The sequence below is a fragment of the Pseudonocardia alaniniphila genome (assembly GCF_022524485.1).
GTDB classification, from domain to species: domain Bacteria; phylum Actinomycetota; class Actinomycetes; order Mycobacteriales; family Pseudonocardiaceae; genus Pseudonocardia; species Pseudonocardia alaniniphila.
Genome location: NZ_JAKXMK010000050.1, coordinates 1 through 25,820 on the forward strand (window position 1 = coordinate 1; position 25,820 = coordinate 25,820).

The window sequence follows — 25,820 nt, forward strand, 5'->3', positions numbered from 1 at the left end:
AACCGGATGCGATCGCGCCGCCCGTTGACCAGCACTTCACACCACTCCTCGTCCTGGTCGAGGAGCAGGTCGCCGTCGAGTGCGGGAAGAAATACTTCGAAATCTGCCGATGAGGTGACTCCGGAAAGCATCAGCTTGTTCGGGTTACTGGTGGTCATTACCCCTCCGTGCGACCTCGTCCAGGTCAACGGAAGCGCGAATCGCCACGCGTCACACGTCACGCGTCGCGCCTCCGGCTTCTGGCTGCAATGACGATACAACGGGTTTCGTGACGTGCATGGAAATCTATACGGAAATCAACATAGACTTGTACGAGCGGCGGTGATCGCGCTCACGAAAAGCTTGGCGCGTTCTCTGCTCACCCCTAGGATCCGACCAATTCCCGATGCGCGCGAGCAGGACGCACATGGCACGTGTGCGCCATCCTGGTACTGCAACCTCCTGGTACCAGGATGCGGGCGGTGCTTACCTGGGACGATGAACTCCGTCGTCGAAGAACGCGTCCGCCGTGGTGACCTCGGCGCGTTCCTGCGCAGTCGGCGCATCCGCATCACACCCGCCTGGAACAACGGTGCTGGAATGTATTTCTTGTGACGCGGAGGTCGTCTCGTGGCGGCTGGGGCTGAATAGACCTTGCCGGAGCCATCTGCGTCCACCGCGGCGAATTCCGCGTGACCGCATCAGCGGGCGGTGTGAGGGTACGGATCATGACCACTCGAGTACGCACGTCCGCAGGGGCGGTCCGAGGAAGCTGGGAGGACGGGGTAGCCGTGTACCGCGGCGTGCCCTTCGCCGCGCCCCCTGTCGGACGGAACCGATTCGCCGCCCCCCGCCCCGTCGTCCCGTGGGACGGGGTGCGTGATGCCACTCGGTTCGGCGCGCCCCCACCGCAGCCTGACCGGCCGACGGAGGGAGTGGACTGGTTGAACCTCGCGGTCTGGACGCCCGATCCAGGTCGGACCGGCCTCCCGGTCCTGGTGTGGATCAGCGGTGGCACGTACCTGAACTGCAACTCAGCCAATCCGCACCTCGCGGGCGCGACGCCGGCGCGAGACGGTGCGGTCGTGGCGAGCGCCCACTACCGGACCGGGGCCGAGGGCTTCGCCCGGCTCGACGGCGCGCCGGACAACCGCGGTCTGCTCGATCAGATCGCCGCACTCCGGTGGGTGCAGGACAACATCGCCGCCTTCGGTGGGGACCCGGGCAACGTCACCGTCTTCGGGCAGTCCGCAGGAGCGGGCTCGATCGCTGCGCTGCTGGTGATGCCCGAGGCGGCCGGCCTGTTCCGTCGCGCGATCCTGCAGAGCCTCCCGGGCACCTTCTTCGCTCCCGATCTCGCTGCGGACGTCGCGACGGAGGTCAGCGCCGAGCTCGGCCGCTCGCCCCGTGCCGAGGAACTGGAGGCCGTCGCGCCCGATGATCTCGTTGCGGCGGCCCGGTCCGTGACCGACCGTCTTCCGCAGCGCGTGGGCCGGTGGGGTCCGGTGGCGTACACGCCTACGCCGTTCTCCCCGGTGGTGGACGGTGAGGTCCTGCCGGCGTCTCCGTGGGCCGCGCTCTCCGATGGCGCGGCGCGTGATGTCGATCTGCTCGTCGGGCACACCCGTGACGAGTTCAGCTTGCTCGCCGCAGAGCTCGGTACGGCGCCCGTCGACGACGCCGAGGTGGACACGCTGCTGAACGTGCTGACACCGACGCCGGGCGTGCAGCGGTACCGAGCGGCTCATCCGTTCGCCTCTCCGATCGAGCTGCGCGATACGGCCATGTCGGACTGGTTGTGGCGGATGCCGGCCCTCCACCTCGCCGAGGCTGCCCGCGCCGGTGGAGCGCGGGTGTGGCTCTACGAGCTCTGCTGGGGGTTCAACTCCCTGGGCGCCTCGCACGGCCTCGACACCTTGCTCGTGTTCGGCACCGCCGAAATCGAAACGGGGCTCACGGAAGCAGGCTCGGACGCCGTGGCGCAGTCCCGTGGCTTGTCGAACCTGATGCGGGCCGAGCACCTGTCGTTCGCCGCCACCGGCAATCCCGGCTGGGCCCGCTACACACCCCACGAGCGCAACACGCGCGTGTATGACACCCGGTCCACCATCACCCGGTACCCGGAGGAGCGGTCACGCAGGATCTGGCGTGATCGACGGTTCGGCGCCCTGGGCCTGACGACGTGACAGAGCGACAGATCCGGCGTGCGACTCACCCGGCCACGGGCCTGTTCCCCCGGCGCCCGCGGGGTCAGAGCCTGCAGCGGGCGTCGGGGGCGGGGGTCTGCAGGTCGATGAGGTAGGCGGCGACCACGTCGTTCACGCATGGGCTGGTGCCGGACAGCGCGACGGTGTGCTGCTCGCCCTCGACCGTGAGCATGCTGCCGCCGAGGGACCTGGCCAGACTGGTTCCCGCCTCGAACGGGGTGGAGGGGTCGCCGGTGATGGAGATGGTCAGCGTCGGCGGCAGGCCCTCGACCGCGTCGGCGTAGGGGTAGTCCAGCGTCGGTTCGACCGGCCAGAACTCGCAGCCGTCCCGGGTGCCGGCGACGCCTGTGCCGGAGTCGAGGAACGGGGCCGCTTCGAACAGTTGCCGGCGCAGCTCCGTCTCCTGCTCGGGTGTGCGGCGCTGCTCGTCCAGGCAGTTGATGGCGTAGTTGGCCTCGGCGTAGTTGGTCCACCGCCCGGTCGCGTCACGGCCGCCGAAGGCGTCGCCCAGCGCCAGCAACGTGTCGCCGCGGCCCTGCTGGACCTCGGTGATCCCGCGGAGGATGTCGGGCCACTGGGCGGCGGTGTACAGCCCCGCGATCACGGCGCCGGTCGCCTGGTTGTAGGTCAGCCGACGACCGGAGGCGGTGGGTACCGGCGCGTCGATGAGTGGCCGGACGATGCCCTGGAACACCTCGGCGGCACGGCCGGGATCGCCGCCCAGCGGGCAGGCCGGGCCCGCGGCGCAGGCGGTGGCCAGTTGCTCGAAAGAGCGCTGGAACCCGGCGTACTGGGTGAGCCGCCGCTCCACGGTCCCCAGCTTCGGGTTGACGGCGCCGTCGAGGACCATCGCCCGCACGTTCTGCGGGAACATCTCGGCGTAGACCGCGCCGAGGCGGGTGCCGTAACTCTGGCCGAGATAACTCAGCTGCTCGTCACCGAGCGCGGCCCGCAGTACGTCCATGTCCCGGGCTGCATCGCGGGTGCCCACCGTGGCCAGCACCTGCTCACCGCCTGAGCCCGCTGCGCACGCCGTCACCAGCCCTCGGGTGTCCTCCTCGGTCCACTGCCCTTCCTGGCCGATCAGCGTGGTCATCGGCCCGTCGTCCATCTCCGCGTCGGTGAAGCAGCTGATCGCAGGGGTCGAGGCGCCCACGCCGCGCGGGTCGAACCCGATCAGGTCGAACCGCTTGGTGACCGGGCTCTGCGCGAGCAGCTTCGCCGAGATCGCGGCCTGCAGGAGCCCGGCGCCGCCCGGGCCGCCGGGGTTGATCAGCAGCGACCCGAGCCGCTCGCCACGAGCGGGCACGCGCAGCACCGCGATCTGTGCGCTCGGCCCGTCCGGGTCGGCGTAGTCGAGAGGCACCTGCATCCGGACGCACTCCAGCTGCGGGTTGGCGGCGTAGACCTGCTCCTCGGTGGTGGTCGTGGCGTACTCGCCGCATGGCCCGAAGGGCAGCGGCTGGTCGTAGAAGCGAGCCAGCGCCGTGGCCGGGGACTCCGTCGCGGTGTCGACGGCGCCGCTCGGGGCGGCGCACGAGACCACAGCCAGCAACAGCGGCAGGCCCGTGGCCGCCAGCCGGCGCCGGGCCCGGGAAGAACGAACGGCCATGATCTCCTCCTCGGGCAAGGGTCTCGGGCAGTTGATCATCTCCCGTCGATCGACACCCTGCACGTTGAGTGCTTACGTCCAGCAGAGACAGGCTCGAATCGGGCGCGTTGCTTGGCGCGGGGCTACGCGCTATCGCGGGTCGGTCACGAAGACGTCCGCCAAAGCGGGGTTGTAGGCGTGCACGAGGATGCCGAAGATGATGGCGTCGAAGGTCAGATGGACGGTGACCACGTAGGGCAGTGATCGGGTGCGCTGGAAGATGTAGCCCTGCAGCAGGGCGAAGGGCACCGTGAGCAGCGGGCCCCAGCCTCGGTAGCCCAGCTCCCAGAGGAACGAGACGAACACCACGGACTGCAAGAGGTTCGCCTGCCAGAACGGGAAGTGGTGGCGGAGCAGGGCGAAGACGATGCAGATGAAGAACAGCTCGTCCCACAGCCCGACGGCGTTCACCCCGATGAACAGCCGGATGATCTCGTTGGCGCCGGTGATGTCAGGCCAGTTCCGGTAGGCGCCCGAGCCCAGGAAGTACACCGGCAGGATCAGGTAGCCCCCGACGACCACCAGCGCCAGGTAGCCGAACTCGAACCGGCTCCACCGGTTCCCGGTTCCGACCGGGAACGTGATGATGTTCTCCCGGTACCACCATCGGGAGAGGGCGTATGGCAGGGCGACCGCCGCTGACAGGGTGATCGCGAACCGGACCATCGCGGCGTTGCTCAGGTCCGCCTCCAGCGACATCGTGCTGATGACGACCAGGCCGGCGGCGATGAGGATCAGGTGCCGGAGCAGCAGACGGTCCACCACCGCTGCGACGACCAGACCGGCGACGATCAGCGCGTATCCGATCGGTCGCTCCTGCAGGCCGAACAGCGCGATCGCGGACACCACCACCAGTGCCGCGGCCAGCAGCCGGTTCCACGAGGGCCGTGCGATGGACCGGCCCTCGTGGCTGTCGGGAGTCGTCACACTGCCGCTCACCTCGCCAGCATGGCGGGACCTCGTCGGTGCGGACAACTTCGCCACGGGATCCGGGATCGCAGCCACCGCCGACCCGTCCATCGGCACGTGAGGCGCCCACCGTCACGGACGTCCTCAAAGACGGACCGACGGCTCGTGGCGAGCGTCGGCCGTAGCGGGCTGAAGCTGAGCCGGACCTTGGTCAGGGGAGCCGTATTTCCTTGAGCTGCCGGCGGGAGGTGATGCCCAGCTTGCGGAAGATGCTGCGCAGGTGGGCTTCGATCGTGCGTGGGCTCAGGAACAGCTGCGCGCCGACCTCTCTGGAGGTTGCGCCGGTGGCGACCAGCCTGGCGATGTGCAGCTCCTGGGCGGTGAGTGCGTCGGCGGGTTGGGCGGTTCGGCGGCGCGGGTGCTCGCCGGTGGCACGGAGCTCGCGGGCGGCACGGGCGGCGAACGCCTCGGCGCCCATGTCGGACAGCATGTCGTGGGCGATGCGGAGGTGCTCGCGGGCGTCGTGACGGTGGCCGCCGCGGCGCAGCCACTCGCCGTAGACGAGGTGCGTGCGGGCGAGGTGGGTGGCCATGCGGCAGCTTCCGAGCCGGTCGATGGCCTCGCGGTAGTGCTCGTCGGCGGTGATGCCGGTGCTGGTCAGCGCCTGTGAGCGGGCGGCCAGCCCGAGTGCCCAGTGGGTGGCGCCGGCGCGGGCTCGCGAGGTGAGTTCATCGAGGGCAGCGGCCGCCCGCTCCGGCTGGCCGGCGCGGGCGGCCGCCTCGACGAGCTCGGGCAGGGCGAGGTTGCGGTGCGACAACTCGTAGGACTGGGACGCCCGCGTGGCGGCGTCCAAGGCTGCCGCGTAGTCGCCGACGCCGTTGTACAGCACGGACATCGAGTAATGGGCCAACGTGACTTCGGTGCCCTCCTCCCGTCCGGTCGCCTGCTGGACGCTGGCCGCGAACAGCTCGGCGGCTTCGGATCGGCGGCCGCACCATGCAGCCAGGAGGAGCCGGGCGTGGCGTAGCGGAACGGCGCCGGTCGCCCGGGTGATCGCGGTCTCCTCGGCTGCGAGCTCGGCGGCGTGGGCGAGTTCGCCCGCGAGTACGAGCGCGGCGGACTGGAAGATGAGCGCGGCGGGGAGTTCGGCCAGCGCGCCCGCTTCACGTGTGAGTTGGACGTTCCGGCCGGCGAGCTTGTGGACCATCTCGTCGTCGAACAGCGCCGCCGCGGTGCGGCCTGCCAGCCACAGCGAGCGACGGCTGTCGGTGTCGAACGCATCCAGCGCCCGGCGTAGCCCGGGCACGCCCACCTCGTACCCCTGCGTGTATGTCGTCACCAGTCCGTCGAGCAGCAGATCGATCGGCGTTGGCGACCCCGGAGCAGCGGGCGCGGCCTGTGCCGCTTCGGCCACCTCCGGCACCCCGCGGCCGTACCGGAGGGGGCCGGTGATGATCGCCGCGTCGAGCGCATGCAGGTAGGTCTCGCGGGCCAGCGTGGCATCCAGCGGGGCGAGCGTCCTGGCCGCATCCAGCAACATGCCCGGCGCCTCGCTGCCGCGCGTCAGGTGGAACGCGATCTGGGCGCGCAGCAGCTCGAGACGGGCGCGTTGGAGGGCGTCCAGCGACCCGGCAGCGGCGATCGCCAGCAACTTCGAGGCGGCCTCCGACGCTCCGGCCTCGTGCTTGGCGTGCGCGCCGTCCAAGGCACGGCGGCGACGGCGGGTGGGTTCGGACGACAGTTCGGCTGCCTGCTGCAGGAACGCGGCCGCAGCGGCCAGCCCGCCCCGGCCGCGGGCCCGACCGGCTGAGCGCTCCAGCTCCGTGGCGACCTCTTCGTCGACGCCCGACACCGCCTGCGCACGGTGCCACGCCCGCCGGTCGGGATCGGACCACGGATCCGTGGCGGTGGCCAGCGCACGATGCACGCGGCGCCGGTCGGTCGGCGTCGCGGCCCGGTACACCGCCGAACGCACCAGTGGATGACGGAACCGCACCACGGTGTCGATCTCCACCAACCCGGCCGTCTCCGCCGGCCCGGCTGCCTCGTGCTCGATCCCGAGGTCTCCAGCTGCGCGCCACAGCAGCGCCACGTCACCGGTCGGCTCGGCCGCGGCGACCAGCAGCAGCAACCTGGTCTCGGCGGGCATACCACCGGAGCGCCGGCGGAAGGCATCCTCGACGCCGCGCGGGACGTCCAGGACGTCCGGCCGTCCGAACCCACCGGCCAGCCGCGCGTGCTCCGCGCCTCGGGGCAGTTCCAGCAGCGCCAGCGGGTTGCCGCGCGCCTCGGCGATGATCCGGTCGCGCACCTCGTCGTCCAGCGTTGTCCGGGCCGCGCCGGCCAGCAGTGCCCGCGAGTCAGCCTCGCCGAGCCCGTTCAGGCGCAGCTCGGGAAGCCCGGTGAGCGCCGGGAGGTCGCTCTCATCGGGGTCGCGCAGCGCGAACACCAGCCCGACCCGCTCGGCCACCAGCCGCCGCGCCACGAACGCGAGAACCTGGGCGGACGCCTGGTCCAGCCACTGGGCGTCATCCAGGAGGCACAGCAGCGGCCGGTCCTCGGAGACGTCGGCGAGCAGGTTCAGGGTGGCCAACCCGACCAGGAACCGGTCCGGCGCGGTGCCGCTGCGCAGCCCTAACGCCACACCCAGGGCAGCCTGCTGTGGCTCGGGCAGGGCACCGGCCCGGTCCAGCAGATGCGCGCACAGCTGGTGCAAACCGGCGAACGCGAACTGCGTCTCGGACTCGACGCCGCATGCGCGCTCCACCCGGAACCCCGACGAGGTCGCGGTCGCCGCGGTGTGCTCCAGCAGCGCGGTCTTGCCGATGCCCGCCTCACCGCGCACCACCAGCACCCGGCTGCGCCCGGCCCGAGCCTCCGTGAGCAAGTGTTCGACGGCCTCGCGCTCGGCGCGCCGGCCCAGCAGGTTCGCCAGATCCATGCCCCGTCCGACTCAGGCCGAGCCCTCCGTACCTGGTCGTGAGACTAGGCCATCGGCACCGATGTCGATCAGGTCGTCGTCGACGCGACGACGTCGAACCAGGCCGCGGCCTGCGGTCATCGACCAGGCGTGATCAGCCGCCTGGTGCTGCGTCGGCAGAGTGGACGACACCCATCGGACCGCCCATGCGGTCCAGCACGGTCGGTCCCGGCTCGCCCGCTGCGGAGGTCAGCGGAGCGAGGGGCTCGGTCGGAGGTGTGTCGTCGGGTCGGGGTGCCGGTCGGTCGTGGACATGTCCTCTTCCCAGGTCGTCGCTCGTATCGGGGACCAGGGAAGGCGGTGCCGCTGCGGCATGCTCAACCCGCTGTGAGGCAGCACACCCCACGGTCGGTTATGTCCGGCTTGCGTGTGCCGTGGCGGCACGGTGTCGGGTGGTGCTGTCGGCACAGGGTCGACCGGGACGGGACGGGGGGCTCCGGTGAGTGGGTACGTCGTGACGGGATCGGCGTCGGGGATGGGTGCCGCGGTGGCCGAACGGCTGCGCGCGGCCGGTCGGCCGGTGATCGGGGTGGACCTGCATGACGTCGACGTCGTCGCCGACCTCGGTACGCCGGAGGGCCGTTCGGCCGCTGCCGAGGCAGTGCTGGAGTGGTCGGGGGGCCAGCTCGACGGCGCCGTACTGGCGGCCGGGATCAGTCCGGTGCCGGGGCCCGACCGGCCGCGGCGGATCATGCAGGTCAACCACCTGGGCACGGTGGAGCTTCTGGCTGCGCTGCGGCCCGCGCTCGCGGCGACCGGCGCTGCCCGGGCAGTGGTGTTCGGCAGCAACTCGGCCACCATCACCCCGGGCGTCCCCCGGCACGTCGTCCGGGCGCTCCTCGCCGGAAAGGTCGACCGGGCAGCGCGGACGCTGCGGCTGGCCGGGGCGGTGGCGCCGAACATCGCCTATGCCGCGTCGAAGTCCGCGGTGGCCGAATGGGCCCGACGCGCGGCCGTGACCCCGGAGTGGGCCGGGGCCGGGATCCGGCTCAACGTACTCGCGCCCGGTCCGGTGGCGACCCCGCTGCTCGACGGGGAACGGGCACACCTCAGTCCGGCGGCGGCCGCGGCGTTCCGCTCGCTGCCTGTGCCTGTCGGCGGTGTCGGCGACCCGGGAGATCTCGCCGAGTGGGTCATGATGATGCTCTCGCCCGCGGCGGCCTTCCTGTGCGGAAGCGTCGTCGTCGTCGACGGCGGCACCGAGGCGTGGCTGCGTGCGGGTGAGTGGCCACGGCCCGTGCCGCTGCATCGGGTGCCCGGTTGGCTGCTGCGGTTCCGGGCCTTCGCCCGGTCCCGGTGAGCTGCCCGCACCATGCGACGACGAACCACTCCGCGGCCCCGACCTGGCCGGGGTCACTCGTCCCACAAGAGCGCGCTCACCCGGCGGATGACATCGCGTTGCGCCGGGTTGTAGAACTCCGCCATGACGGCCGCGGCCGTCTCGACGACCCGTCGCTCCTCGCCGCGGGCGCCAGTGGCCCGCGTCATCACCAGCGGGTGTTCGGCCCGGATCCGGCGGATGTACGGGAGCATCCGTGCGGCCAGGTCCTGCCGCGCCGCGGGGTCTGCGTCGGCGGGCAGGGCGTCGAACTCGGCGTCGGTCGGGTCGGTCGGCACGCTGCGCAGCAGGTCGGTGTAGGCCGCCAGACGATGCGCCCCCATCACCCGGGTCATGACGGCGACGAGCGCGCGGTCGGCATCCGACAGCGCCACCCCGTCCGCTGCCAACCCGACCTCGGACGGCAGGTCGACGGGCGTGTGGTTGCTCAGGATCAGGCCGAGCTCCAGCCGCACCCTGTGCAACCGGTCGATGGTGGCGGCCAACTCGGCGTCGATGGCGCGCAATGCCTCCGCCGGCGGGTGCTCGTCCTCGTCCATGGCGGCGATCTGGGCCAGAGAGAAACCGAGGCCGACCAGGCGCGTGATCCGCAGCAGGCGCACGAGGTCCCGGACGCCGTACTGCTTGTATCCGTTGGCGCGCCGCTCCGGCTCGGGGAGCAGGCCGAGATCGTGGTAGTGCCGCACCGCCCGCAAGGTGGTCCCGGCCAGCTCGGCGAGCTCACGGGTGCTCCAGGACATGGCTCCATCCCACATCGTGCCGCAACGGCATGGTCAAGCCCGCGTGCCGGGCGACCGTTCGGCACGCAGGCCGCGTGACATCAGGTCGCCGAGCTCCGATCGGGCACCACGCGGTGTCCGGGGTGGGTGAGCGCAGCCCGCCGGCCGTTGTCGATCGGACGCCGCGGACCCGGACGACAGGGCGACCAACAGGAGCACCGGAAGGGCGCCGGATCGAGGTCGATCGCGCCCTGCCGGCTGACGCCCGGCTGTCCTCGCACGGCCGCGTCGATCAGGTGGTTCATCTCCTGGTAGCGCCCGTCCGTCACGGACCTCGCGGAAGGAGTACCCGGCGTACTCGACCGTGGCACCGGTGAGGGCTGCACCGAAGCACTCCTCGATGGAGTGCTGGGAGAGCTCGCACAGGTCGGTGTTGGACATGATCGCCTCTCTGGCGGATGACGTTCGGCGTCTCGTGCACGCCACCTCGACAGGCTCGCGTCGTCGGCGGTGCGTTCGCGTCGGTAGAAGTCCCGTATGTCCTGGACGTCCTCCGCCGTGCGTGTGTCCCGGATCACCGACCGCGGACCGGGCCGCCGACTGGACTGTGCCGTGACGTCCACGTGTCTGATGCAGGGGTGTCCATCTCCGACCCCGCCTCCGACCCGGGCAGGCCGTGGTCCGCGGCGGAGGCTCCGCCGTTGCCGCACCAGCTCTTCCTGCTCAGCTACGACCCGGCCAGAGCCAGGCTGGACGACGACAGTGCCGCGGTCCGCGGGTCGCTGCTGCGGGCCGCCGCGATCGCGGAGCTGCGCATCGCCGGGCTGCTGCGCGACCGGGACGGTCGGGCCGAGCGGACGAGCGCGACGGTCACCACGCCTCTGCACCCGTTCCTCGCCGAGGTGCTCGACGACGTTCCCCAGGACCGTCCGCGCCGCTGGTTCGGGGTGCTGGAGCGGCGGTGGTACCAGGCCGAGGGGACCGTCCGCGATCAGCTCGCCGCCGCGGGTGTCGTCAGAGTCGAGCGTCGCCGGATCCTGGGGCTGATCCCGACACGTCGGATCGAGGTCCCCGATCCTGGGCCGGTAAGGGCGCTCCGGGCGAGTGTCCGGGAGGTGGTCCGAGCCGGCGCGGATCCCGCGGCGGTCCCGCTCCAGGAGGCCCTGCTGGCCGTGCTCGCAATCGACGGCGACGTGAGCACCATGTTCGGGTGGCGTGAGCTGCGGGCGCACAAGCCTGCGGTACGTGCACTGGCTCAGCGGATCGACCGGGAGCTGACAGGTCTACGCCCGGCGCTGTTCGCATCGATCGCGGCGCGCCGAGCCTCCGGGTGAGCGCCGGATCGGCACACCGCGGGCCGCTCGGGTCGATGACCGTCACGCAGACTTCCTGGAACACGCGCGCCAGTTCGTCGTATCAGCTGTCGAGCGCGCGCCGGACCCGGCGGTCAGCCGGTCAGCTGCCGCTGCAGAGCCTCCGCGTCGTGCATGGCCGACATGTGCCGGAACCGCCCGTCACGGACCGTGTAGATGGCGAACTCGACGATCTTGATCGAGGCGCCGCTGGGGGCCGCCCCGAGCCACTCCTTCACCGGGGTGCCGGTGTTGATCAGACGCGCGGCCAGGCGATCGCCGTCGATGGCCAGCTCCTGGGTCTCCCAGTGGAAGTCGGGGACCGCGTCGGTGATCCCGCGCAGCTGCGCGACGAGGTCATCCCGCGTTCCCGGCTCGCTCTGCAGGGTGATCGTGTCGTGGACGAACTCGTCCATGCGGTCGAACTCGTGGGCGTTGAGCGCCTCGATGTAGCGCTCGTAGAAGTTGCGCAGGTCGGTGCCGGACATGGGGACCTCTCTCTCTGCGCCCCGGATCGGGGCTGAACGCCGGTGTGCCGTGCGGGGGAGATCGATGGGGTCCCGAACTCCCTCGTCGGCCCCGACCCATCGGACACCGTGCCGTCGGGGCACACGCAAGTCCGGCGCGCGCCCGGCAGCCATGGCGGTGTGGTCCCGCTCTCATGGGCTGGAGTGTGCCGCGACGGCCGGGTGTTCGGTCGCGCTCGACATGTTGTTCGCATCCAGGGAAAGGTGACCATGCGGAAGCCGTTTGCCATGCACGTCACTCTCTTCATCCGCCCGGAGTGCCGCGAGGAGTACCGCGAGGCTCTCGACAAGGTCATCGATCAGGCGCGGGCCCGGCCGGAGTGCCGATACCTCTACGTCTACGAGACCGTCGACGATCCCGACACCATCCAGCTCGTCGAGAGCTGGTCCGACTGGGACACCTTCCAGAACGAGATCCTCGGGCTCGACTTCTACCGGGAGTACGCCGCGGCCAGCGAATCGATGTACGCCGCGCCGCGGAAGGTGGTGCTCCTGACTCCTCTGCACGGAAGCGAGTGGCGCTGAGCCGGCGACCAATGAGGATCAGGAACGGCGAAGATCGTCCCCGGCTGGATGCGCGAGCTGTCCGGGCCGGGGTCGTCGCGGCGATCGAACGCACGCTGATGCTCCGCAACACCGTGAGAGGAGCACGCATCATGTTGCCCTTTAGACGGCGGGTGTCCCGGAGCGGCGTGGCCGTCGCCGCCGCTGCGCTGGTCCTGGCCGGGTGCGCCGGTGGGGCCGCCGGGTCCGGTGCCGCATCGGCGAGGATGTCGGACGCCAGTTCGTCCACCTCGGCCCCCGATCCGATCGCGTGGAACGAGTGCGGACCGAACCTCGACTGCGCCACCGTCGAGGTGCCGCTGGAATACACCGAGCCCGACGGCGCGCAGATCCCACTCGCGGTCATGCGGCACCGGGCCACCGACCCGACGCAGCGCATCGGCAGCCTGTTCTTCAACCCGGGCGGGCCGGGGGTCGCCGCCACGGACACGCTGCGGAACATGCCCGCCACCGCAGGCGCCCCGGGCACGTTCTCGCCCGACCTGCTCGCCCGGTTCGACGTCATCGCGATGGACCCCCGCGGCGTCGGGCAGTCCGGTGCCGTCCGCTGCCTCACCGATGAGCAGCGCGCCGAGGCTGCGGGCACCGGGTCCGACCCGGCCGTTCCCGGGGGAAAGCCGCTGCCCGAGTTGCTGGCCGACGCCACCGCGTTCACCGACGGTTGCGCGGCGCACCAGAGCATCGAGTTCCTGGCAAGCCTGTCCACCGACAACGTCGCCCACGACATGGACCGGATCCGGGCCGCGCTCGGCGAGAACCAGATCACCTACTACGGCATCTCCTACGGCACCGTGGTCGGCCCCATGTACGCCACGCTCTTCCCGGACCGCGTCCGGCAGATGGTGCTCGACGCGCCTGTCGACACCGGACTCTGGTTCGGCGATTCCCTCGAGTTCCTCAACGAGGTCGCCGTGGCCAGTGAGCGGACGCTCAACGCGTGGTTCGAGACCTGCCGCACCGAGGGTGCCGCAGTATGCCCGTTCGGCGGCGGTGACCCGGAAGCGGCGTTCGACGCGCTGATCGTCGCGCTGGAGGCGCAGCCGCTGCAGGTCGCGCCGGTCGAGGGCGTCACACCGGGCGGCATGCTCGATGGCGCCATGGTGCTCGAGGCCGCCCGGGGCCTCGCAGGCGACCGGGTCACCTGGCCGGCGCTGACCTCCGCCCTGCTGGGCGCACAGAACGGTGACGGCACGCTGCTGCATTTCCTGTGGACCAGCATCACGGTCTCGCCTTTCGGGGTCCCGACCGCCATGCACGAGGTCCACACCGCGGTGCGCTGCGCCGACTGGCAGACGCTAACCGACGTCGCCGCGCACACGGCTGCTGCCACCGAGGTCGTCGCGGCGGTCGAGCGGATCGGCACCCGGGCCGCCTACAGCGCGCTCAACTGTGCCCTGTGGCCCGCGCCGAACGAGGACCGCGTCACCGGGCCGCTCACGGCCGCCGGCGCCCCACCGGCACTGGTGATCGGCGGTCGGCTGGACCCTGTCACCCCACACCACTGGGCCGAGTCCATGGTCGAGACCCTGGACTCCGCCGTCCTGCTCACGCGAGAGGGCGTCGGTCACGGGTCCTACGGCACCGTCCCGTGTGTCGACGCCGCGGTGGACGCCACCCTGATCGACGGCGTCCTGCCCGCCGACGGCACCGTCTGCAACCTTGAACAGCCAGGCACTACCGCCCCTGTCGCCTTCGCGCCCGGAGGGGGGAACTGAGAGCCTCGTGCCTCAACTGCCGCTCGGACGGCTGACGGACGCCAGGTATTCGATCCCTGCGAGATTCGTCCGAGCCTGTGTGAGCTCACGCGACACCGGTCGTCCGGCGGTGGATGGGCGGAGCACGGATGACAACGGTCAGGCGGTATGGCGCCGCAGGGGGCCGATCCGAAGCGTTCACGTCGCCCGCCTGCGCGAGGGTCACGGCTCCTCGACCAGAGACTCCTCGCCGGCAGGGATCTCGTGCCGCGGGCACGATACGGGCACGAATGGCCGCAACCGCCCGACCACGGCCGGGCACTACCGGAGATGACAAGATCGGCCCCCTACCTGTTCAGCAGGTAGGGGGCCGATTCTCGCTGCTAGCGCCGGGTGCCCCCGGCAGGATTCGAACCTGCGACACACGGTTTAGGAAACCGATGCTCTATCCCCTGAGCTACGAGGGCGTAGCCATGAGCATCGTAGCGGCGCCAGGTGCAGGTGCCCCGGTCCAGGGGGCGTTGGGGTGGTGAACACGACCGCATCGAGCGCGGCGTGCAGGCGCGGGATGTCTCGTGCCCGGCGTGCTCATCAGGGCTGATGATCCCGTGAGTGCCGGGTAACAGGCGGCGATCAGAGCGGCGACAAGGAGGCAGGCACAGACCGCGACTCCCAGGGACACCCTCGCCATGACCGCACCGTGGACGCCGCAGCATCAACAGATCGATCCACAGGCCGAGGGTTCGGCTGTCCCGGCGCAGGGTGGCAGGCCGCCTCTGCTGCGTCGTGGGGCCTGGCCTGTCGTCGTCGCGATCCTCACGGGCCTGGTGGTCGTCGGCAGCGTCGTCGTCGTGGCCGTCAATGTCGACGGCGCTGCCCGGCGCCCAGCCGATGCCGTCGCCGCGGAGAGCGTCGTCCCGGCCGCGGGTCGTGCCCCCACCGCCGCTGACGTTCCGGTCACGGTCCCGGACCTGTCGGGCAAGACCGGGAACGCGGCCTCGGAGGCTCTGGGATCCGCCGGGGTGCTGAACGTGACCTTCGCCCGGAACGACGCCCTCATGACGCAGCCGGTGATCGGTCAGAGCCCGGCGGCGGGTACGCGGCAACGGGCAGGTGACCCCGTCCACGTCACGCTGCAGCCCGCGGCTCCGGCCGCGCCGCCCTCGGAGTCGCACCGGAAGCTCAGCTCACGGGATTGGCTGGTCATCGCGAAGAACCCCGACGCGCACGTCGGCGAGCGGGTGATCGTCCACGGGCGGGTCACGCAGTTCGACGCGGCGACCGGAACCACGGCCTTCCGCGCGTCGGTGGACGGGGTGCGGCAGAAGCAGGCCTACGACTACGACACGAACACGCTGCTGGGCGGAGACGCTGCCGATCTGGAGGACATCGTGGTCGACGACGAGTTCACCGCGGAGGTCACGGTGATGGGGTCGCTGACGTACAAGACGCAGATCGGCGGGAGCACGACCGTTCCGGTGCTGCTGGTGCAGACCATCTCCAGGACGTCCTGACGGCCGCACCGCTCCTCGAACAGGCGTTCCGTGATTCGCACAATGGGATGATCCCTGTGGGGCCTGCTCGAAGCAGGCATGAAGAGGAGGCCGAAGCGCTCGTGGACGTCAAGACGCTCGTCGAGGTCGCGCCGCGCGACCGGTTCACCCGGGTCTGCGCGCTCACCGGCGCCGGGATCAGCGTGGCGGCCGGCTTGTCCACGTTTCGCGGGCCGGACGGCCTGTGGCGGCTCTCGCCGGAGATGGAGCGGGCGATGCACGCTCAGCTCCTGCCCTCGAACGTCGACGCCCTGTGGTCGGTCTGGGGCAGCATGTTCCACGTCGCCGCCCGCTCCGGGCCTACGGCGGCCCACCGGGCGCTGGCCGACGCGGGGGCCTCGGTGATCACGCAGAACGTCGACGAGCTGCACCAGCGGGCGGGGTCGCATGACGTCGTGGAGATCCATGGCTCGGCGGGGCGGGCCCGCTGTCTCGACGAGGACTTCTGCGGCTGGATCGGCCCGCGGGAGGAGGCCGAGCGCACGGATCCGCCGCAGTGCCCGCAGTGCGGGGAGCCGGCGCGTCCGGCGGTGGTCCTGTTCGGCGAGATGCTCGACCCGGAGGCCCTCACCACGGCACGCAAGCTCGCGTCGGAGTGCGACCTCTTCCTCGCGGTGGGCACCTCGGGCCGGGTGGCCCCGGCCTCCTGGCTCGCGCCCACCGCCCGCGAGGCCGGCGCCTACTGCGTGAACGTCGACCTGTACCCCGACGGCCCCCTCGACCCCGCCTTCCACGCTCGTGTGGTCGGCGACGCGCAGGAGGTACTCACGGAGTGGGCGCGCTGACCGTCGACGACGGGTCGTGCGCGGCGAGGTAGCCGGCGACTCCGTCGAGGAAGAGCACGAGTCCGAAGTCGAACTCCGCGTCGACATCCTGGTCGTCGAGCAGCGAGTCGATGTCGAACACCCCGGCCGCCACCACCCTGCTGAGCGCAGGCATCCGGCGGGGGTCCACAACGCGGGCCAGCACGGCGGCGTACTGGCGGCTGAACGCGTCCGGGTTCTCCGCGTAGCCCGCCGCGAGCTCGGAGCCGAGCCGGATCTGACCGTGCACGTAGGTCAGAAGGCTCATCACGATGCCCACCTTCTCGCCCTCGTCGATCGAGGTTCCGGAGAGTGCGGCAAGCGCGGATTCGAACCACGCGAGGTTCTTCGGGCCGACCGGCGGTCCGGTGATCGGTAGCCGGGCGAACCACGGGTGACGCTTGGCCACGGCCACGATGCTGTGCGACCAGAGCGTCAGACCCGATCGCCAGTCACCGCCGGCGGGCAGGTCCGGAGGGTCCCCCAGCGCGACGTCCGCCATGAGCACGAGCAGCTCGTCCTTGCTGCGCACGTGGCGGTAGAGCGCCATCGTCGAGTTCCCGAGCTCGGCCGCCACCCGGGACATCGAGACGGCTGCCAGGCCCTCCGCGTCCGCCACCGCCACCGCGGCGCGCGTGATGTCGGCAGCCGTGAGGGTGGGCTTCGGCCCTTTGCGGGGGGCTTCACGCAGTCCCCACAGCAGGGCGACCTCCTCCGGCAGGTCCATGTCGTCCGCCATGTCGCCCTCTCGTTCGCCGGCCGGATGTCAAGTCTAGGAAGGGGCTTCCGCTCGTTACTGCGTAGGCTATACGCTTTCTTGCGTATCTCATACGCAGAAGGAGGCGGGATGATCGTCGAAGCATCGGGGCTGTGCAAGGCCTACGGGTCCACCGTGGTCCTGGACGGGCTGGACCTGCAGGTGGAGGAGGGCTCTGTGCTCGCCCTGCTCGGCCCCAACGGGGCGGGGAAGACCACGACCGTCCGCATCCTCACCACGCTGTCGCGGCCGGACGGGGGCCGTGCGACGGTCGCAGGCCACGACGTCGTCCGCGAGGCGGCGAAGGTGCGCGCGGCGATCAGCCTCACCGGTCAGTACGCCGCCGTGGACAACGAGCAGACCGGCCGCGAGAACCTCGTCATGATCGGCAGGCTGATGCATCTCGGCCGGGCGGGAGCCCGCCGGCGCGCACTGGAGCTGATCGAACGGTTCGAGCTCGTCGAGGCGATGGACCGGCCGGTGAAGGGTTACTCCGGGGGCATGCGCCGCCGGCTCGACCTGGCGATGAGCCTTGTCGCCGCGCCGCGGGTGATCTTCCTGGACGAGCCCACCACGGGCCTCGACCCCACCAGCCGCAGCACGATGTGGGCAGCGATCACGGAGCTGGTGCGGGCCGGAACGACGATCGTCCTCACCACCCAGTACCTCGAGGAGGCCGACCGGCTCGCCGATCGGATCGTGCTGCTCGACAAGGGGCGGGTAGCCGCCTCCGGCACCGCGGACGCACTGAAGGCACAGGTCGGAGGGGAGCGGGTGGACCTGCACTTCGACGACCCCATGGAGTTCGCCCGCGGCGCCGAGATGTTCGCCGGGCGCGGCGGCCCGACCGATCCGGAGCGACTCGTGCTGAGCGTCGCCTCCGACGGCAGCGCCGAGCACCTGCACCGGGTGCTGGACGAACTGCGCGGCGGGCGGATCGCGGTCGCGCGCGTGACCTCGCACCGGCCCACCCTCGACGACGTGTTCCTCGCGGTGACCGCCCCGGCCGGCGAGCAGGCCCGTGCCGCCGTCCCCGCCTGACCACCACCCCGATCGGAGGACCACCATGACGACCACACCGACCATCACGACCGCCCCGGCCACGGCCCTGTCACCGGCCCACGGCGGAGTCACGAACGCGCTCAGCGACGCTTCGACCCTGATCGGGCGCAACGTGCGCCTGGCCCGGCGCAACCTCGACACCCTCATCGTGTCGATCGCCCTGCCGCTGCTGATGATGCTGCTGTTCGTCTACGTCTTCGGTGGGGCCATCGAGACCGGCACGGAGTACATCAACTACGTGGTGCCCGGGATCGTCCTGCTGTGCACGGGCTACGGCGCGGCGAACACCGCCATGTCGGTGGCCGCCGACCGCGCCAGCGGCATGGTCGACCGGTTGCGGTCGTTGCCGATCCGCAGCTCGGCGATGCTCACCGGGCACGTCACCGCCAGCGTCCTGCGCAACGCGGTCTCCACCACGATCGTCGTCCTGGCCGCGGTCGCCATGGGCTTCCGGCCCACCGGCTCGTTCACCGACTGGGTGCTCGCGGCCGGGCTGGTGCTGCTGTACGTGCTCGCGCTGTCCTGGGTCGCGGCAGGGATCGGGCTCATCGCGAAGAGCGTGGAGTCGGCGAGCGTGCTGGGTTTCGTGATGCTGTTCCTGCCCTACCTCAGCAGCGCGTTCGTGCCGACTGCGACGATGCCGTGGATTCTGCGGGCCGTCAGTGAGAACCAGCCGATAACGCCCGTCATCGAGACGGTCCGCGGCCTGCTCACCGGCACGCCGATCGGCGCGCAGGGGTGGGTGGCGCTCGCGTGGACGGTCGGCATCCTGGCTGTTGCCGCCACGGGCTCGACGTGGCTCTACCGGCGCCGCAATCTCACGTGACCGGATACCGGACGGGCGGCGCGAACACGTGGTGCTCTGCACAAGTACCTCTCAGGCGCGTCTCAGACGCGCAGGTCACACTGGCTGCATGCGCATCCTCGTTGTCGACGACGACCGGGCCGTCCGCGACTCGCTGCGCCGCTCGCTCGCGTTCAACGGCTACCAGGTCGAGCTTGCGAACGACGGGCAGGCCGCGCTCGACGCAGTGCTCGCACAACGCCCGGACGCGATGGTGCTCGACGTGATGATGCCTCGCCTGGACGGCCTGGAGGTGTGCCGTCGCCTGCGGGGAGGCGGGGACGACCTGCCGATCCTCGTGCTCACCGCGCGCGACGCCGTCTCGGACCGGGTGGCCGGGCTCGACGCCGGCGCCGACGACTACCTGCCCAAGCCGTTCGCGCTGGAGGAGCTTCTCGCGCGGCTGCGCGCGCTGCTGCGCCGCCGCACGCCCGAGGAGCTCGCCCTCGCCGACGGGCACGGCAAGACGCTGGAGTTCTCCGACCTGAGCCTCGATCAGGACACCCGCGAGGTTCGTCGTGGAGACCGGTCGATCAGCCTCACCCGCACCGAGTTCTCCCTGCTGGAACTGCTGCTCGCCCATCCGCGCCGGGTGCTCACCCGCGCCCAGATCCTCGAGCAGGTCTGGGGGTACGACTTCCCGACCACCGGCAACGCGCTCGAGGTCTACATCGGCTACCTGCGCCGCAAGACGGAGGCGGACGGGGAGCACCGGCTGATCCACACCGTGCGGGGCGTCGGATACGTCCTACGTGACACGCCGCCGTGAGGCCAGGCATCGCGACGGTCGGTGAGCGCGCGCGGGCGTACTTCCTCGCGCTGAGCGACCGCGCACGGCCGCGCCATGCGGACCCCCGTCCGCCCGCCGAACAGCACGCGGTCGCGAACGCCCCCACCGCCCCGATGCGCCATGGCCGTCCGGACGGATCGGTCCCGCGCATCGCCGCGCTCGACCAGGTGTCATTGCGCGCTCGCATCGGGATCCTGGCCGCGCTGGTGGCCGCGCTCGCAGTGGTGCTGGTGTCGATCGCGGCATTCGTGACGGTACGCGCCAACATCCTCGAGACCCTCGACGCCAACCTGCTGCAGCGCGCCTCCGCCGCCGCCCAGAGCGAGCTGGCCGACCCCCGGCAGCTGGCCACCATCCCCACCGAGGTGCTCGGCGCCGGCGACATCCGGCTCGCCCTCCTGCTCTCCGACGGACGGGCGAGCTCCGCGGAGGGCCAGGCATCGGCACCACCGCTCGGGGTCGACGAACTGGCGGTCGCGCAGGGCGTCGAGACATCCTCCGCCCGCACGGCGTCCGAGGACGGGATCCAGTACCGCGTAGTGGCCGTGCAGGCAGGGCCGGGGCAGGCCCTGGTGATCGCGCAGCGGCTCGACTCCACCCAGCAGGTGCTCACCAAGCTCGGCGTGGCCCTGCCGATAGTCGGCGGGATCGGTGTGGTGCTCGCCGCCTTCGCGGGCTTCTTCATCGCCAGGGCCGGGCTGCGGCCCGTGGACCGGCTCACCGCCGCCACCGAGCGGGTGGCCGCTACTGGCGAGCTGCGGCCGATCCCCGTCGAGGGTTCCGACGAGCTGGCCCGGCTCACCCGCAGCTTCAACGACATGCTCGGCGCGCTCGCCGCGTCCCAGGAACAGCAACGCCGCCTCGTCGCCGATGCCGGCCACGAGCTGCGCACACCGCTGACCTCGATGCGCACCAACCTCGAACTGCTCGCGGCAGCCAGCAGGCCCGGTGCACCCACGCTCCCCGACTCCGATCGCGCGGAGATCCTCGAGGACGTGCAGGCGCAGGTGGCCGAGCTGTCCACGCTCGTCGGCGACCTCGTGGAACTGGCCCGCGACGACGTTCCCCTCGTGGTGCACGAGCCGCTGGAGCTGACCGACGTGGTGCTCCGCGCGCTGGAGAGAGCCCGGCGGCGGGCCGGGGACGTCGAGTTCGTGCCGATGCTCGTGCCGTGGACGCTCGTGGGCGACTCGACCGCGCTCGAACGCGCCGTGCTCAACCTGCTCGACAACGCCGCGAAGTGGAGCCCGCCCGGGGGCCGGGTGCGGGTGCAGATGCGTCCGCTCGACGAGTGGTGGATCCTGCTCGAGGTCGCGGACGCCGGGCCCGGCATCGCCGAGGAGGACCTGCCCCGGGTCTTCGACCGCTTCTACCGCGCGGCCACGTCCCGCACGATGCCCGGCTCGGGCCTCGGCCTGGCGATCGTCCGCCAGGTGGCGGTACGGCACGGCGGCGCCGTGTGGGCCGGACGCGCCCCGGAAGGTGGAGCCCTGCTGGCGGTACGCCTGCCGGGGCGCCAACCACGCTTCTGACGCCCTCACCCGCTCGGCGATCCCCCCGGCTGCCTCTTAGGCTCGACCGTCACGAACTCGGACCTCTCGGACACGGTGGAAGCAATGGCGAACGAGAACCCCGACCCCCACGCGACGCCCCCTGGGCCGCATGATCGCGTGCCGCCGGCCGGGGTGGGCGGTTACGGCGGAGGGCCCACCTACCACGGTGACCCCTACACCGATCCCTACCGCACGGTCGGCTACGCCGCAGGAAACGGGCCCGGCTACCCGCCGCCGTCACCGCCACCGCGCCGGTGGGGGACCGGCCGGCTGGTGGCGATCGGCCTGGCCGGGGTGTTGCTCGCCGGAGGTGTCGGGGGATCCGTCGGTTACTCGCTCGCCGAGAGCAGGCAGACCAGCGGTTCCAGCGGTGTGCTCGGTGCCCCCCTCCCGGAGGTCGCGGACAACGCGCTGCCGATGGGCCCGGTGGAGGCCGTCGCCGAACGCGTGCTGCCGAGCGTGGTCCAGCTGCGCGTGGAGGGCGCCGGTTCGAGCGGTGAGGGCTCGGCGATGGTCCTGAGCGCCGACGGGCTGCTGCTCACCAACAACCACGTCGTGGAACCGGCGGCGAACCGGGGCCGGGTCACCGCCGTGTTCCAGAACGGCGCCACCGCGCAGGCCGCGATCGTCGGCCGCGACCCCAGCTCCGACCTCGCACTGATCCGGGCCCAGGGCGTCAACGGGCTCACCACCGTCGAGCTGGGCAACTCCGACTCCGTGCGTGTCGGCCAGCAGGTGGTGGCGTTCGGTTCGCCGCTCGGGCTGGGCGGCACGGTGACCACCGGCATCATCAGCGCGCTCAACCGTCCCGTGAGCGTGGGCGGTGACCAGGCCGCCAGCGAGGCGACGGTGCTGAACGCGCTGCAGACCGACGCCGCGATCAACCCCGGCAACTCCGGTGGCCCGCTGGTGGACATGCAGGGCCGCGTGATCGGGATCAACTCGGCGATCGCCACCACGGGAGAGCAGGGCGGATCGATCGGCGTCGGCTTCTCCGTGCCGATCAACCAGGCCAAGAGGGTGGCCGAGGAGCTCGAACGCACCGGCAAGGCCTCCCGCGCGGTCCTGGGCGTGAACGTCAGCAACGACCCGCAGGTGTCGGGGGCCCGCATCCAGGGCGTGGCGCCGGGCAGTGCCGCCGAAATCGCCGGTATCAAGGCCGGTGACCTGGTCATCGGCTTCAACGGCCAGCGCATTCTGGCGGGCGACGGGCTGCAGGCCGCGGTACGGTCGCGCGCACCGGGTGAGGTGGTCGAGATCCAACTCGCCGATCGGTCGGTCTCCGTGACACTCGGCGCGGCGTCCTGACAGTGACCGCTCATGTGCTCGCAGTGGTTGACGAGACCCATGCGGGGATGATTCCGTTCCGGAAGTCCCGCCTGCGGTGCCCCGCAGCCGGGACAAGTGGATCGCGTCGGCGCCGGCACCCCCTCCCAGCGCCGGCGCGATTCAGGAACCGGTGACGCTTACCGATCGGTGACGTCCTTCGCGTCGTCGTCCGCGGCCTGCTCGCGCGGTTAGCCTCGTAGTGTGCGGGGACTCACGTGACCGACCAGCCGCTCGCCCTCGTCGTCGACGACGACGTGATGGTGCGGGACGTAGTGACGCGCTACCTGGACCGCTCGGGCTATCAGGTCCAGGTAGCAGGCGACGGCGAGCAGGCCATGCATGCCGTCGCCGGGCGCGTCCCCGACATCGTGATCCTCGATCTCATGCTGCCTCGCCTCGGCGGTCTGGAGGTCTGCAGGCGACTCCGCAGCGAGTCGGCCGACCTGCCCATCGTGATGCTCACCGCGCTCGGTGAGGAGGAGGATCGGGTGCTCGGCCTGGAGCTGGGTGCCGACGACTACGTCACCAAGCCGTTCAGCCCGCGGGAGCTGGTGCTGCGGGTCGCGTCGGTGCTGCGCCGGTCGCGCGAAGTGCCTGCTGCGCGTGAGGCGGAAACCGCGCACGTCACGGACGGCGACCTGCGCGTGGACGTCCTGGGCAGACGCGCCTCCCTGGGTGACCGCGCGCTCGCGCTCACCGTGCGGGAGTTCGACCTGCTGGCGTTCCTCGTGCGTCGGCCGGGCCAGGTCTTCACGCGGGCCGAGCTGCTGGAGCAGGTCTGGGGCTGGAACTTCGGCGACCAGTCCACGGTCACCGTCCACGTGCGCAGGCTGCGGGAGAAGATCGAGGCCAACCCCACGAAACCGACGCGAATCGCCACCGTCTGGGGGGTCGGCTACCGCTACGACGGGCACAGCTCCCCGTGAACGAGCAACCCCACGTCGTGGTGGCGGTGGCGCTGGCGTTCTCGGTGCCGGTCGCCGCCCTCGGTGCGGTGGTGCTGCACCGGATGCGCCGTCGCTCGATCACCGCAGCGGTCACGGTGCTCGTGCTGGTACCCGTGCTCGCCGCGCTGGTGGGCGTGATCGGCGTCAGCGGCTTCATGTACACCCCGTTGCTCGCGGGCGCCGTCGTCGTGTGCGCGGCAGTCGCCGTCGTCACCGTGCCCGCGGCGATGATGCTCGGACGGGGCATCGCGAGCGACGTCATGTGGTTGCACGAGGCGCGTGACGCCGAGCGGACGGCCGAGGCCTCCCGCCGCGAGCTGGTGGCCTGGATCAGCCACGACCTGCGCACCCCGCTCGCCGGGATCCGCGCGATGAGCGAGGCGCTCGCCGACGGCGTGGTCGCCGAGCCCGACGAGGTCGCCGACTATGCCCGGCGGATCCGTGGGGAGACCGTGCGCCTGTCCGGGATGGTGGACGACCTGTTCCAGCTGTCCCGGATCACCTCAGGTGCGCTCCAGCTGACGCTGTCCGCCGTGCCGCTGCACGACGTGGTGTCCGAGGCCGTGGCCGTCGAAGGGGTCGCCGCTGCCCGCAAGGGTGTCGTGGTGCGGGCCGATGTGCACGGCAGCTGGCCCGTGGTGCGGGGCAGCGACCCCGAGCTCGCACGGGTGGTGCGCAACCTGCTCTCCAACGCGATCCGGCACACGCCGCCCGACGGCTCCGTCGTCGTCGTGGCCGGTGTGTCGGGCGACAAGGCGTGGCTGCGAGTCGACGACGCCTGCGGCGGGATCCCCGAGGAGGACCTGGACCGCGTCTTCGACGTCGCGTTCCGCGGGGTGACGGCCCGCACTCCCGAGGAGCGCTCCGGCGGGGGGCTCGGGCTCGCGATCGCCCGCGGGCTCGTCAAAGCGCACGACGGTGACATCCAAGCCTGCAACCACGGGCCGGGCTGCCGGTTCGAGGTGTCCCTGCCGCTGGCGACCACGGCCGGCGCCGAGAGCTGAGCGGCGTCGCAGGGTCAGTCGCCGTTCCCGGTCGGTAAGCAGAAGGGGTGCCATGGCGGCCCGGTCCGCCCCGCTACGGTGAGCGCCATGGAGATGGCACCGCCCCAGATCGGACGAGCTCTCGTAGTGGTCGTGGACGACCGGGTGAGCCACGGGGAACGCGAGGATGCCATCGGACCTCTCGTCACGGAGTTGCTCGAGGAGGCCAAGCTGGTCGTCGACGCGGTGGTCGTGGTTCCCGGCGACCCGGTGGCGATCCGCAACGCTCTCAACACCGCAGTGATCGGTGGAGTCGACCTCGTGGTCACCGTGGGAGGCACCGGTGTCTCGCCGCGCGACGTCACCGCCGACGCGACCGCAGGAGTGCTCGACCGCCCGATCCCGGGCATCGCCGAGGCCATCCGCGCCTCCGGGCTCGCGGCGGGCGCGGTGGATGCCGGTCTGTCCCGTGGGCTCGTCGGGGTGTCGGGCAGCACGCTCGTGGTGAACCTCGCGCCCTCCCGTGCAGCTGTCCGGGACGGTATGGCCACCCTTACGCCGCTGGTCGGGCACGTGATCTCGGAGCTGTCCGGGCTCGACTGAGCGCTCGGCCCGGCAGGCCGCAGGTCAGCGCGTCGGGCCAGGGATGGTGCCTGGGCCGGGACCGCCGGGCCTGGTCGTGCCGGGCTCATCCGGCTTGGTGGTGTCAGGTGTGGTGGTCGCCGGGGGCACCGGCCCTCCCGCCGCGGACGCCGGCGGTGCGCTCGGTGTGGCGCTGCCGGGCGCTGCGGTGCCCGGGGTGCGGTCGAGCGTGTGGCTCAGCTTGGTGCTGGCACCCTCGATCTTGTCGTGGTACTTGCCGCCGGTGGCCTTGTCCACCCGCGCCGCGGTGCTCTCGACGGCCCTACCGGCCATATCGGCCGCGCGGTCGAGGTAGCCCGGGGTCTTCTCCCGGGCCACACCCGAGAACTCGGCCACCTTGGTGGCAGCCCGCTCCCCGAACAGCTCCAGCTTCCCGAACAAGCGGTCAGCGAACTCCTTGGCCTTCTCCGTGAGTCCCATCGCCCCATAGTCGCACCAGACATGCAGGATGGCGGGATGGAAGACGCTCCGGATCGGAAACGACGCAGACTCGACGAGGTGTTCGGGGACGTGCTGCCGACCACCACGTCCGACGAGCGGGACGCCCGCGACGAGCCGGTGCCGACGACCAGTGACGAGGAACTGCTCGCCAACCGGCCGCCGCACCACGATCGGGACTGACGGCCCCGTCTCGGC

Annotated in this window: 23 protein-coding genes and 1 tRNA gene; 16 read left to right on the plus strand and 8 right to left on the minus strand. The window is 71.5% G+C overall.

Annotated elements, in window-relative coordinates; translation table 11 throughout:
• Positions 1-707 precede the first annotated feature (707 nt).
• The gene (locus MMF94_RS39500) at positions 708-2,165 is read left to right on the plus strand and encodes a carboxylesterase/lipase family protein (RefSeq protein ID WP_241042615.1); all 1,458 of its coding nucleotides are present in this window, start codon (positions 708-710) and stop codon (positions 2,163-2,165) included.
• Between the two features lie 64 nt (positions 2,166-2,229).
• Here MMF94_RS39500 and MMF94_RS39505 read toward each other — a convergent pair whose 3' ends face one another.
• The 3 genes from MMF94_RS39505 to MMF94_RS39515 form a co-directional block, all read right to left on the minus strand.
• Positions 2,230-3,798, minus strand: a complete 1,569-nt coding sequence (locus MMF94_RS39505) for an alpha/beta hydrolase (protein WP_241042616.1) — start codon at positions 3,796-3,798, stop codon at positions 2,230-2,232.
• Between the two features lie 129 nt (positions 3,799-3,927).
• Positions 3,928-4,764, minus strand: coding sequence for a CPBP family intramembrane metalloprotease (locus MMF94_RS39510; RefSeq protein WP_241042617.1), 837 nt, complete (start codon positions 4,762-4,764; stop codon positions 3,928-3,930).
• A gap of 193 nt (positions 4,765-4,957) precedes the next feature.
• Positions 4,958-7,687, minus strand: coding sequence for a helix-turn-helix transcriptional regulator (locus MMF94_RS39515; protein WP_241042618.1), 2,730 nt, complete (start codon positions 7,685-7,687; stop codon positions 4,958-4,960).
• Between the two features lie 478 nt (positions 7,688-8,165).
• On the opposite strand from MMF94_RS39515, the gene MMF94_RS39520 reads away from it, so the two are divergent.
• The gene (locus MMF94_RS39520) at positions 8,166-9,026 is read left to right on the plus strand and encodes an SDR family oxidoreductase (RefSeq protein WP_241042619.1); all 861 of its coding nucleotides are present in this window, start codon (positions 8,166-8,168) and stop codon (positions 9,024-9,026) included.
• Positions 9,027-9,079: 53 nt separating this feature from the next.
• Here the strand turns inward: MMF94_RS39520 and MMF94_RS39525 are convergent, their stop codons facing one another.
• Complete coding sequence (locus MMF94_RS39525; RefSeq protein WP_241042620.1) at positions 9,080-9,805, minus strand: MerR family transcriptional regulator; 726 nt, start codon at positions 9,803-9,805, stop codon at positions 9,080-9,082.
• A gap of 617 nt (positions 9,806-10,422) precedes the next feature.
• Here MMF94_RS39525 and MMF94_RS39530 point away from each other — a divergent pair.
• On the plus strand, positions 10,423-11,118 hold the full coding sequence (locus MMF94_RS39530) for a GOLPH3/VPS74 family protein (protein ID WP_241042621.1): 696 nt from the start codon (positions 10,423-10,425) through the stop codon (positions 11,116-11,118).
• Positions 11,119-11,231: 113 nt separating this feature from the next.
• Here the strand turns inward: MMF94_RS39530 and MMF94_RS39535 are convergent, their stop codons facing one another.
• On the minus strand, positions 11,232-11,624 hold the full coding sequence (locus MMF94_RS39535) for an ester cyclase (RefSeq protein WP_241042622.1): 393 nt from the start codon (positions 11,622-11,624) through the stop codon (positions 11,232-11,234).
• A gap of 249 nt (positions 11,625-11,873) precedes the next feature.
• On the opposite strand from MMF94_RS39535, the gene MMF94_RS39540 reads away from it, so the two are divergent.
• Together MMF94_RS39540 and MMF94_RS39545 are read left to right on the plus strand one after the other, a co-directional pair.
• Positions 11,874-12,188, plus strand: a complete 315-nt coding sequence (locus tag MMF94_RS39540; RefSeq protein WP_241042623.1) for a putative quinol monooxygenase — start codon at positions 11,874-11,876, stop codon at positions 12,186-12,188.
• A gap of 131 nt (positions 12,189-12,319) precedes the next feature.
• Positions 12,320-13,942 carry an alpha/beta hydrolase gene (locus MMF94_RS39545; RefSeq protein WP_241042624.1) on the plus strand — a complete coding sequence of 541 codons (1,623 nt, stop codon included), beginning with the start codon at positions 12,320-12,322 and terminating at the stop codon, positions 13,940-13,942.
• Positions 13,943-14,315: 373 nt separating this feature from the next.
• Here the strand turns inward: MMF94_RS39545 and MMF94_RS39550 are convergent.
• A tRNA-Arg gene (locus MMF94_RS39550) sits at positions 14,316-14,388 on the minus strand.
• Positions 14,389-14,610: 222 nt separating this feature from the next.
• Here MMF94_RS39550 and MMF94_RS39555 point away from each other — a divergent pair.
• A complete protein-coding gene (locus MMF94_RS39555; RefSeq protein ID WP_241042625.1) occupies positions 14,611-15,435 on the plus strand; it encodes a PASTA domain-containing protein in 825 nt (274 codons plus the stop codon).
• 101 nt (positions 15,436-15,536) lie between these two features.
• Entirely contained in the window at positions 15,537-16,259 is a 723-nt protein-coding gene (locus MMF94_RS39560) for an SIR2 family NAD-dependent protein deacylase (RefSeq protein ID WP_241042626.1), read from the plus strand.
• Here MMF94_RS39560 and MMF94_RS39565 read toward each other — a convergent pair.
• A complete protein-coding gene (locus tag MMF94_RS39565; protein WP_241042627.1) occupies positions 16,240-17,016 on the minus strand; it encodes a TetR/AcrR family transcriptional regulator in 777 nt (258 codons plus the stop codon). The genes MMF94_RS39560 and MMF94_RS39565 overlap by 20 nt on opposite strands.
• Before the next feature lie 108 nt (positions 17,017-17,124).
• On the opposite strand from MMF94_RS39565, the gene MMF94_RS39570 reads away from it, so the two are divergent.
• From MMF94_RS39570 to MMF94_RS39605, 8 genes are all read left to right on the plus strand, one after another.
• The gene (locus tag MMF94_RS39570) at positions 17,125-18,075 is read left to right on the plus strand and encodes an ATP-binding cassette domain-containing protein (protein ID WP_241042628.1); all 951 of its coding nucleotides are present in this window, start codon (positions 17,125-17,127) and stop codon (positions 18,073-18,075) included.
• Positions 18,076-18,100: 25 nt separating this feature from the next.
• Positions 18,101-18,922 carry an ABC transporter permease gene (locus MMF94_RS39575; RefSeq protein WP_241042629.1) on the plus strand — a complete coding sequence of 274 codons (822 nt, stop codon included), beginning with the start codon at positions 18,101-18,103 and terminating at the stop codon, positions 18,920-18,922.
• Positions 18,923-19,010: 88 nt separating this feature from the next.
• Complete coding sequence (locus MMF94_RS39580; RefSeq protein WP_241042630.1) at positions 19,011-19,709, plus strand: response regulator transcription factor; 699 nt, start codon at positions 19,011-19,013, stop codon at positions 19,707-19,709.
• A 134-nt stretch (positions 19,710-19,843) separates the two neighbouring features.
• Positions 19,844-21,262 carry a sensor histidine kinase gene (locus MMF94_RS39585; protein ID WP_241042664.1) on the plus strand — a complete coding sequence of 473 codons (1,419 nt, stop codon included), beginning with the start codon at positions 19,844-19,846 and terminating at the stop codon, positions 21,260-21,262.
• An 84-nt stretch (positions 21,263-21,346) separates the two neighbouring features.
• The gene (locus tag MMF94_RS39590; protein WP_241042631.1) at positions 21,347-22,591 is read left to right on the plus strand and encodes a S1C family serine protease; all 1,245 of its coding nucleotides are present in this window, start codon (positions 21,347-21,349) and stop codon (positions 22,589-22,591) included.
• Between the two features lie 236 nt (positions 22,592-22,827).
• Positions 22,828-23,538: a response regulator transcription factor gene (locus MMF94_RS39595; protein WP_277398940.1), complete on the plus strand. Its 711-nt coding sequence runs from the start codon at positions 22,828-22,830 to the stop codon at positions 23,536-23,538.
• Positions 23,535-24,563, plus strand: a complete 1,029-nt coding sequence (locus MMF94_RS39600) for a sensor histidine kinase (protein ID WP_241042632.1) — start codon at positions 23,535-23,537, stop codon at positions 24,561-24,563. The genes MMF94_RS39595 and MMF94_RS39600 overlap by 4 nt, the downstream gene beginning before the upstream one ends.
• 93 nt (positions 24,564-24,656) lie before the next feature.
• Complete coding sequence (locus tag MMF94_RS39605) at positions 24,657-25,145, plus strand: MogA/MoaB family molybdenum cofactor biosynthesis protein (protein WP_379659193.1); 489 nt, start codon at positions 24,657-24,659, stop codon at positions 25,143-25,145.
• Between the two features lie 24 nt (positions 25,146-25,169).
• Here the strand turns inward: MMF94_RS39605 and MMF94_RS39610 are convergent, their stop codons facing one another.
• The gene (locus MMF94_RS39610; protein WP_241042634.1) at positions 25,170-25,604 is read right to left on the minus strand and encodes an antitoxin; all 435 of its coding nucleotides are present in this window, start codon (positions 25,602-25,604) and stop codon (positions 25,170-25,172) included.
• Between the two features lie 36 nt (positions 25,605-25,640).
• Here MMF94_RS39610 and MMF94_RS39615 point away from each other — a divergent pair, with 36 nt between their 5' ends.
• The gene (locus MMF94_RS39615; RefSeq protein ID WP_241042635.1) at positions 25,641-25,805 is read left to right on the plus strand and encodes a hypothetical protein; all 165 of its coding nucleotides are present in this window, start codon (positions 25,641-25,643) and stop codon (positions 25,803-25,805) included.
• The last annotated feature ends 15 nt before the right edge of the window (positions 25,806-25,820 follow it).

Bases quoted from the DNA above. Each gene is read 5' to 3' on its own strand.
- MMF94_RS39585 (WP_241042664.1), top strand. From the start codon at position 19,844: ATGCGCCATGGCCGTCCGGACGGATCGGTCCCGCGCATCGCCGCGCTC.
- MMF94_RS39525 (WP_241042620.1), bottom strand. From the start codon at position 9,805: ATGTCCTGGAGCACCCGTGAGCTCGCCGAGCTGGCCGGGACCACCTTG.
- MMF94_RS39545 (WP_241042624.1), top strand. From the start codon at position 12,320: ATGTTGCCCTTTAGACGGCGGGTGTCCCGGAGCGGCGTGGCCGTCGCC.
- MMF94_RS39535 (WP_241042622.1), bottom strand. From the start codon at position 11,624: ATGTCCGGCACCGACCTGCGCAACTTCTACGAGCGCTACATCGAGGCG.
- MMF94_RS39580 (WP_241042630.1), top strand. From the start codon at position 19,011: ATGCGCATCCTCGTTGTCGACGACGACCGGGCCGTCCGCGACTCGCTG.
- MMF94_RS39570 (WP_241042628.1), top strand. From the start codon at position 17,125: ATGATCGTCGAAGCATCGGGGCTGTGCAAGGCCTACGGGTCCACCGTG.
- MMF94_RS39590 (WP_241042631.1), top strand. From the start codon at position 21,347: ATGGCGAACGAGAACCCCGACCCCCACGCGACGCCCCCTGGGCCGCAT.
- MMF94_RS39615 (WP_241042635.1), top strand. From the start codon at position 25,641: ATGGAAGACGCTCCGGATCGGAAACGACGCAGACTCGACGAGGTGTTC.
- MMF94_RS39555 (WP_241042625.1), top strand. From the start codon at position 14,611: ATGACCGCACCGTGGACGCCGCAGCATCAACAGATCGATCCACAGGCC.
- MMF94_RS39500 (WP_241042615.1), top strand. From the start codon at position 708: ATGACCACTCGAGTACGCACGTCCGCAGGGGCGGTCCGAGGAAGCTGG.
- MMF94_RS39515 (WP_241042618.1), bottom strand. From the start codon at position 7,687: ATGGATCTGGCGAACCTGCTGGGCCGGCGCGCCGAGCGCGAGGCCGTC.
- MMF94_RS39610 (WP_241042634.1), bottom strand. From the start codon at position 25,604: ATGGGACTCACGGAGAAGGCCAAGGAGTTCGCTGACCGCTTGTTCGGG.
- MMF94_RS39575 (WP_241042629.1), top strand. From the start codon at position 18,101: ATGACGACCACACCGACCATCACGACCGCCCCGGCCACGGCCCTGTCA.
- MMF94_RS39605 (WP_379659193.1), top strand. From the start codon at position 24,657: ATGGCACCGCCCCAGATCGGACGAGCTCTCGTAGTGGTCGTGGACGAC.
- MMF94_RS39565 (WP_241042627.1), bottom strand. From the start codon at position 17,016: ATGGCGGACGACATGGACCTGCCGGAGGAGGTCGCCCTGCTGTGGGGA.
- MMF94_RS39540 (WP_241042623.1), top strand. From the start codon at position 11,874: ATGCGGAAGCCGTTTGCCATGCACGTCACTCTCTTCATCCGCCCGGAG.
- MMF94_RS39505 (WP_241042616.1), bottom strand. From the start codon at position 3,798: ATGGCCGTTCGTTCTTCCCGGGCCCGGCGCCGGCTGGCGGCCACGGGC.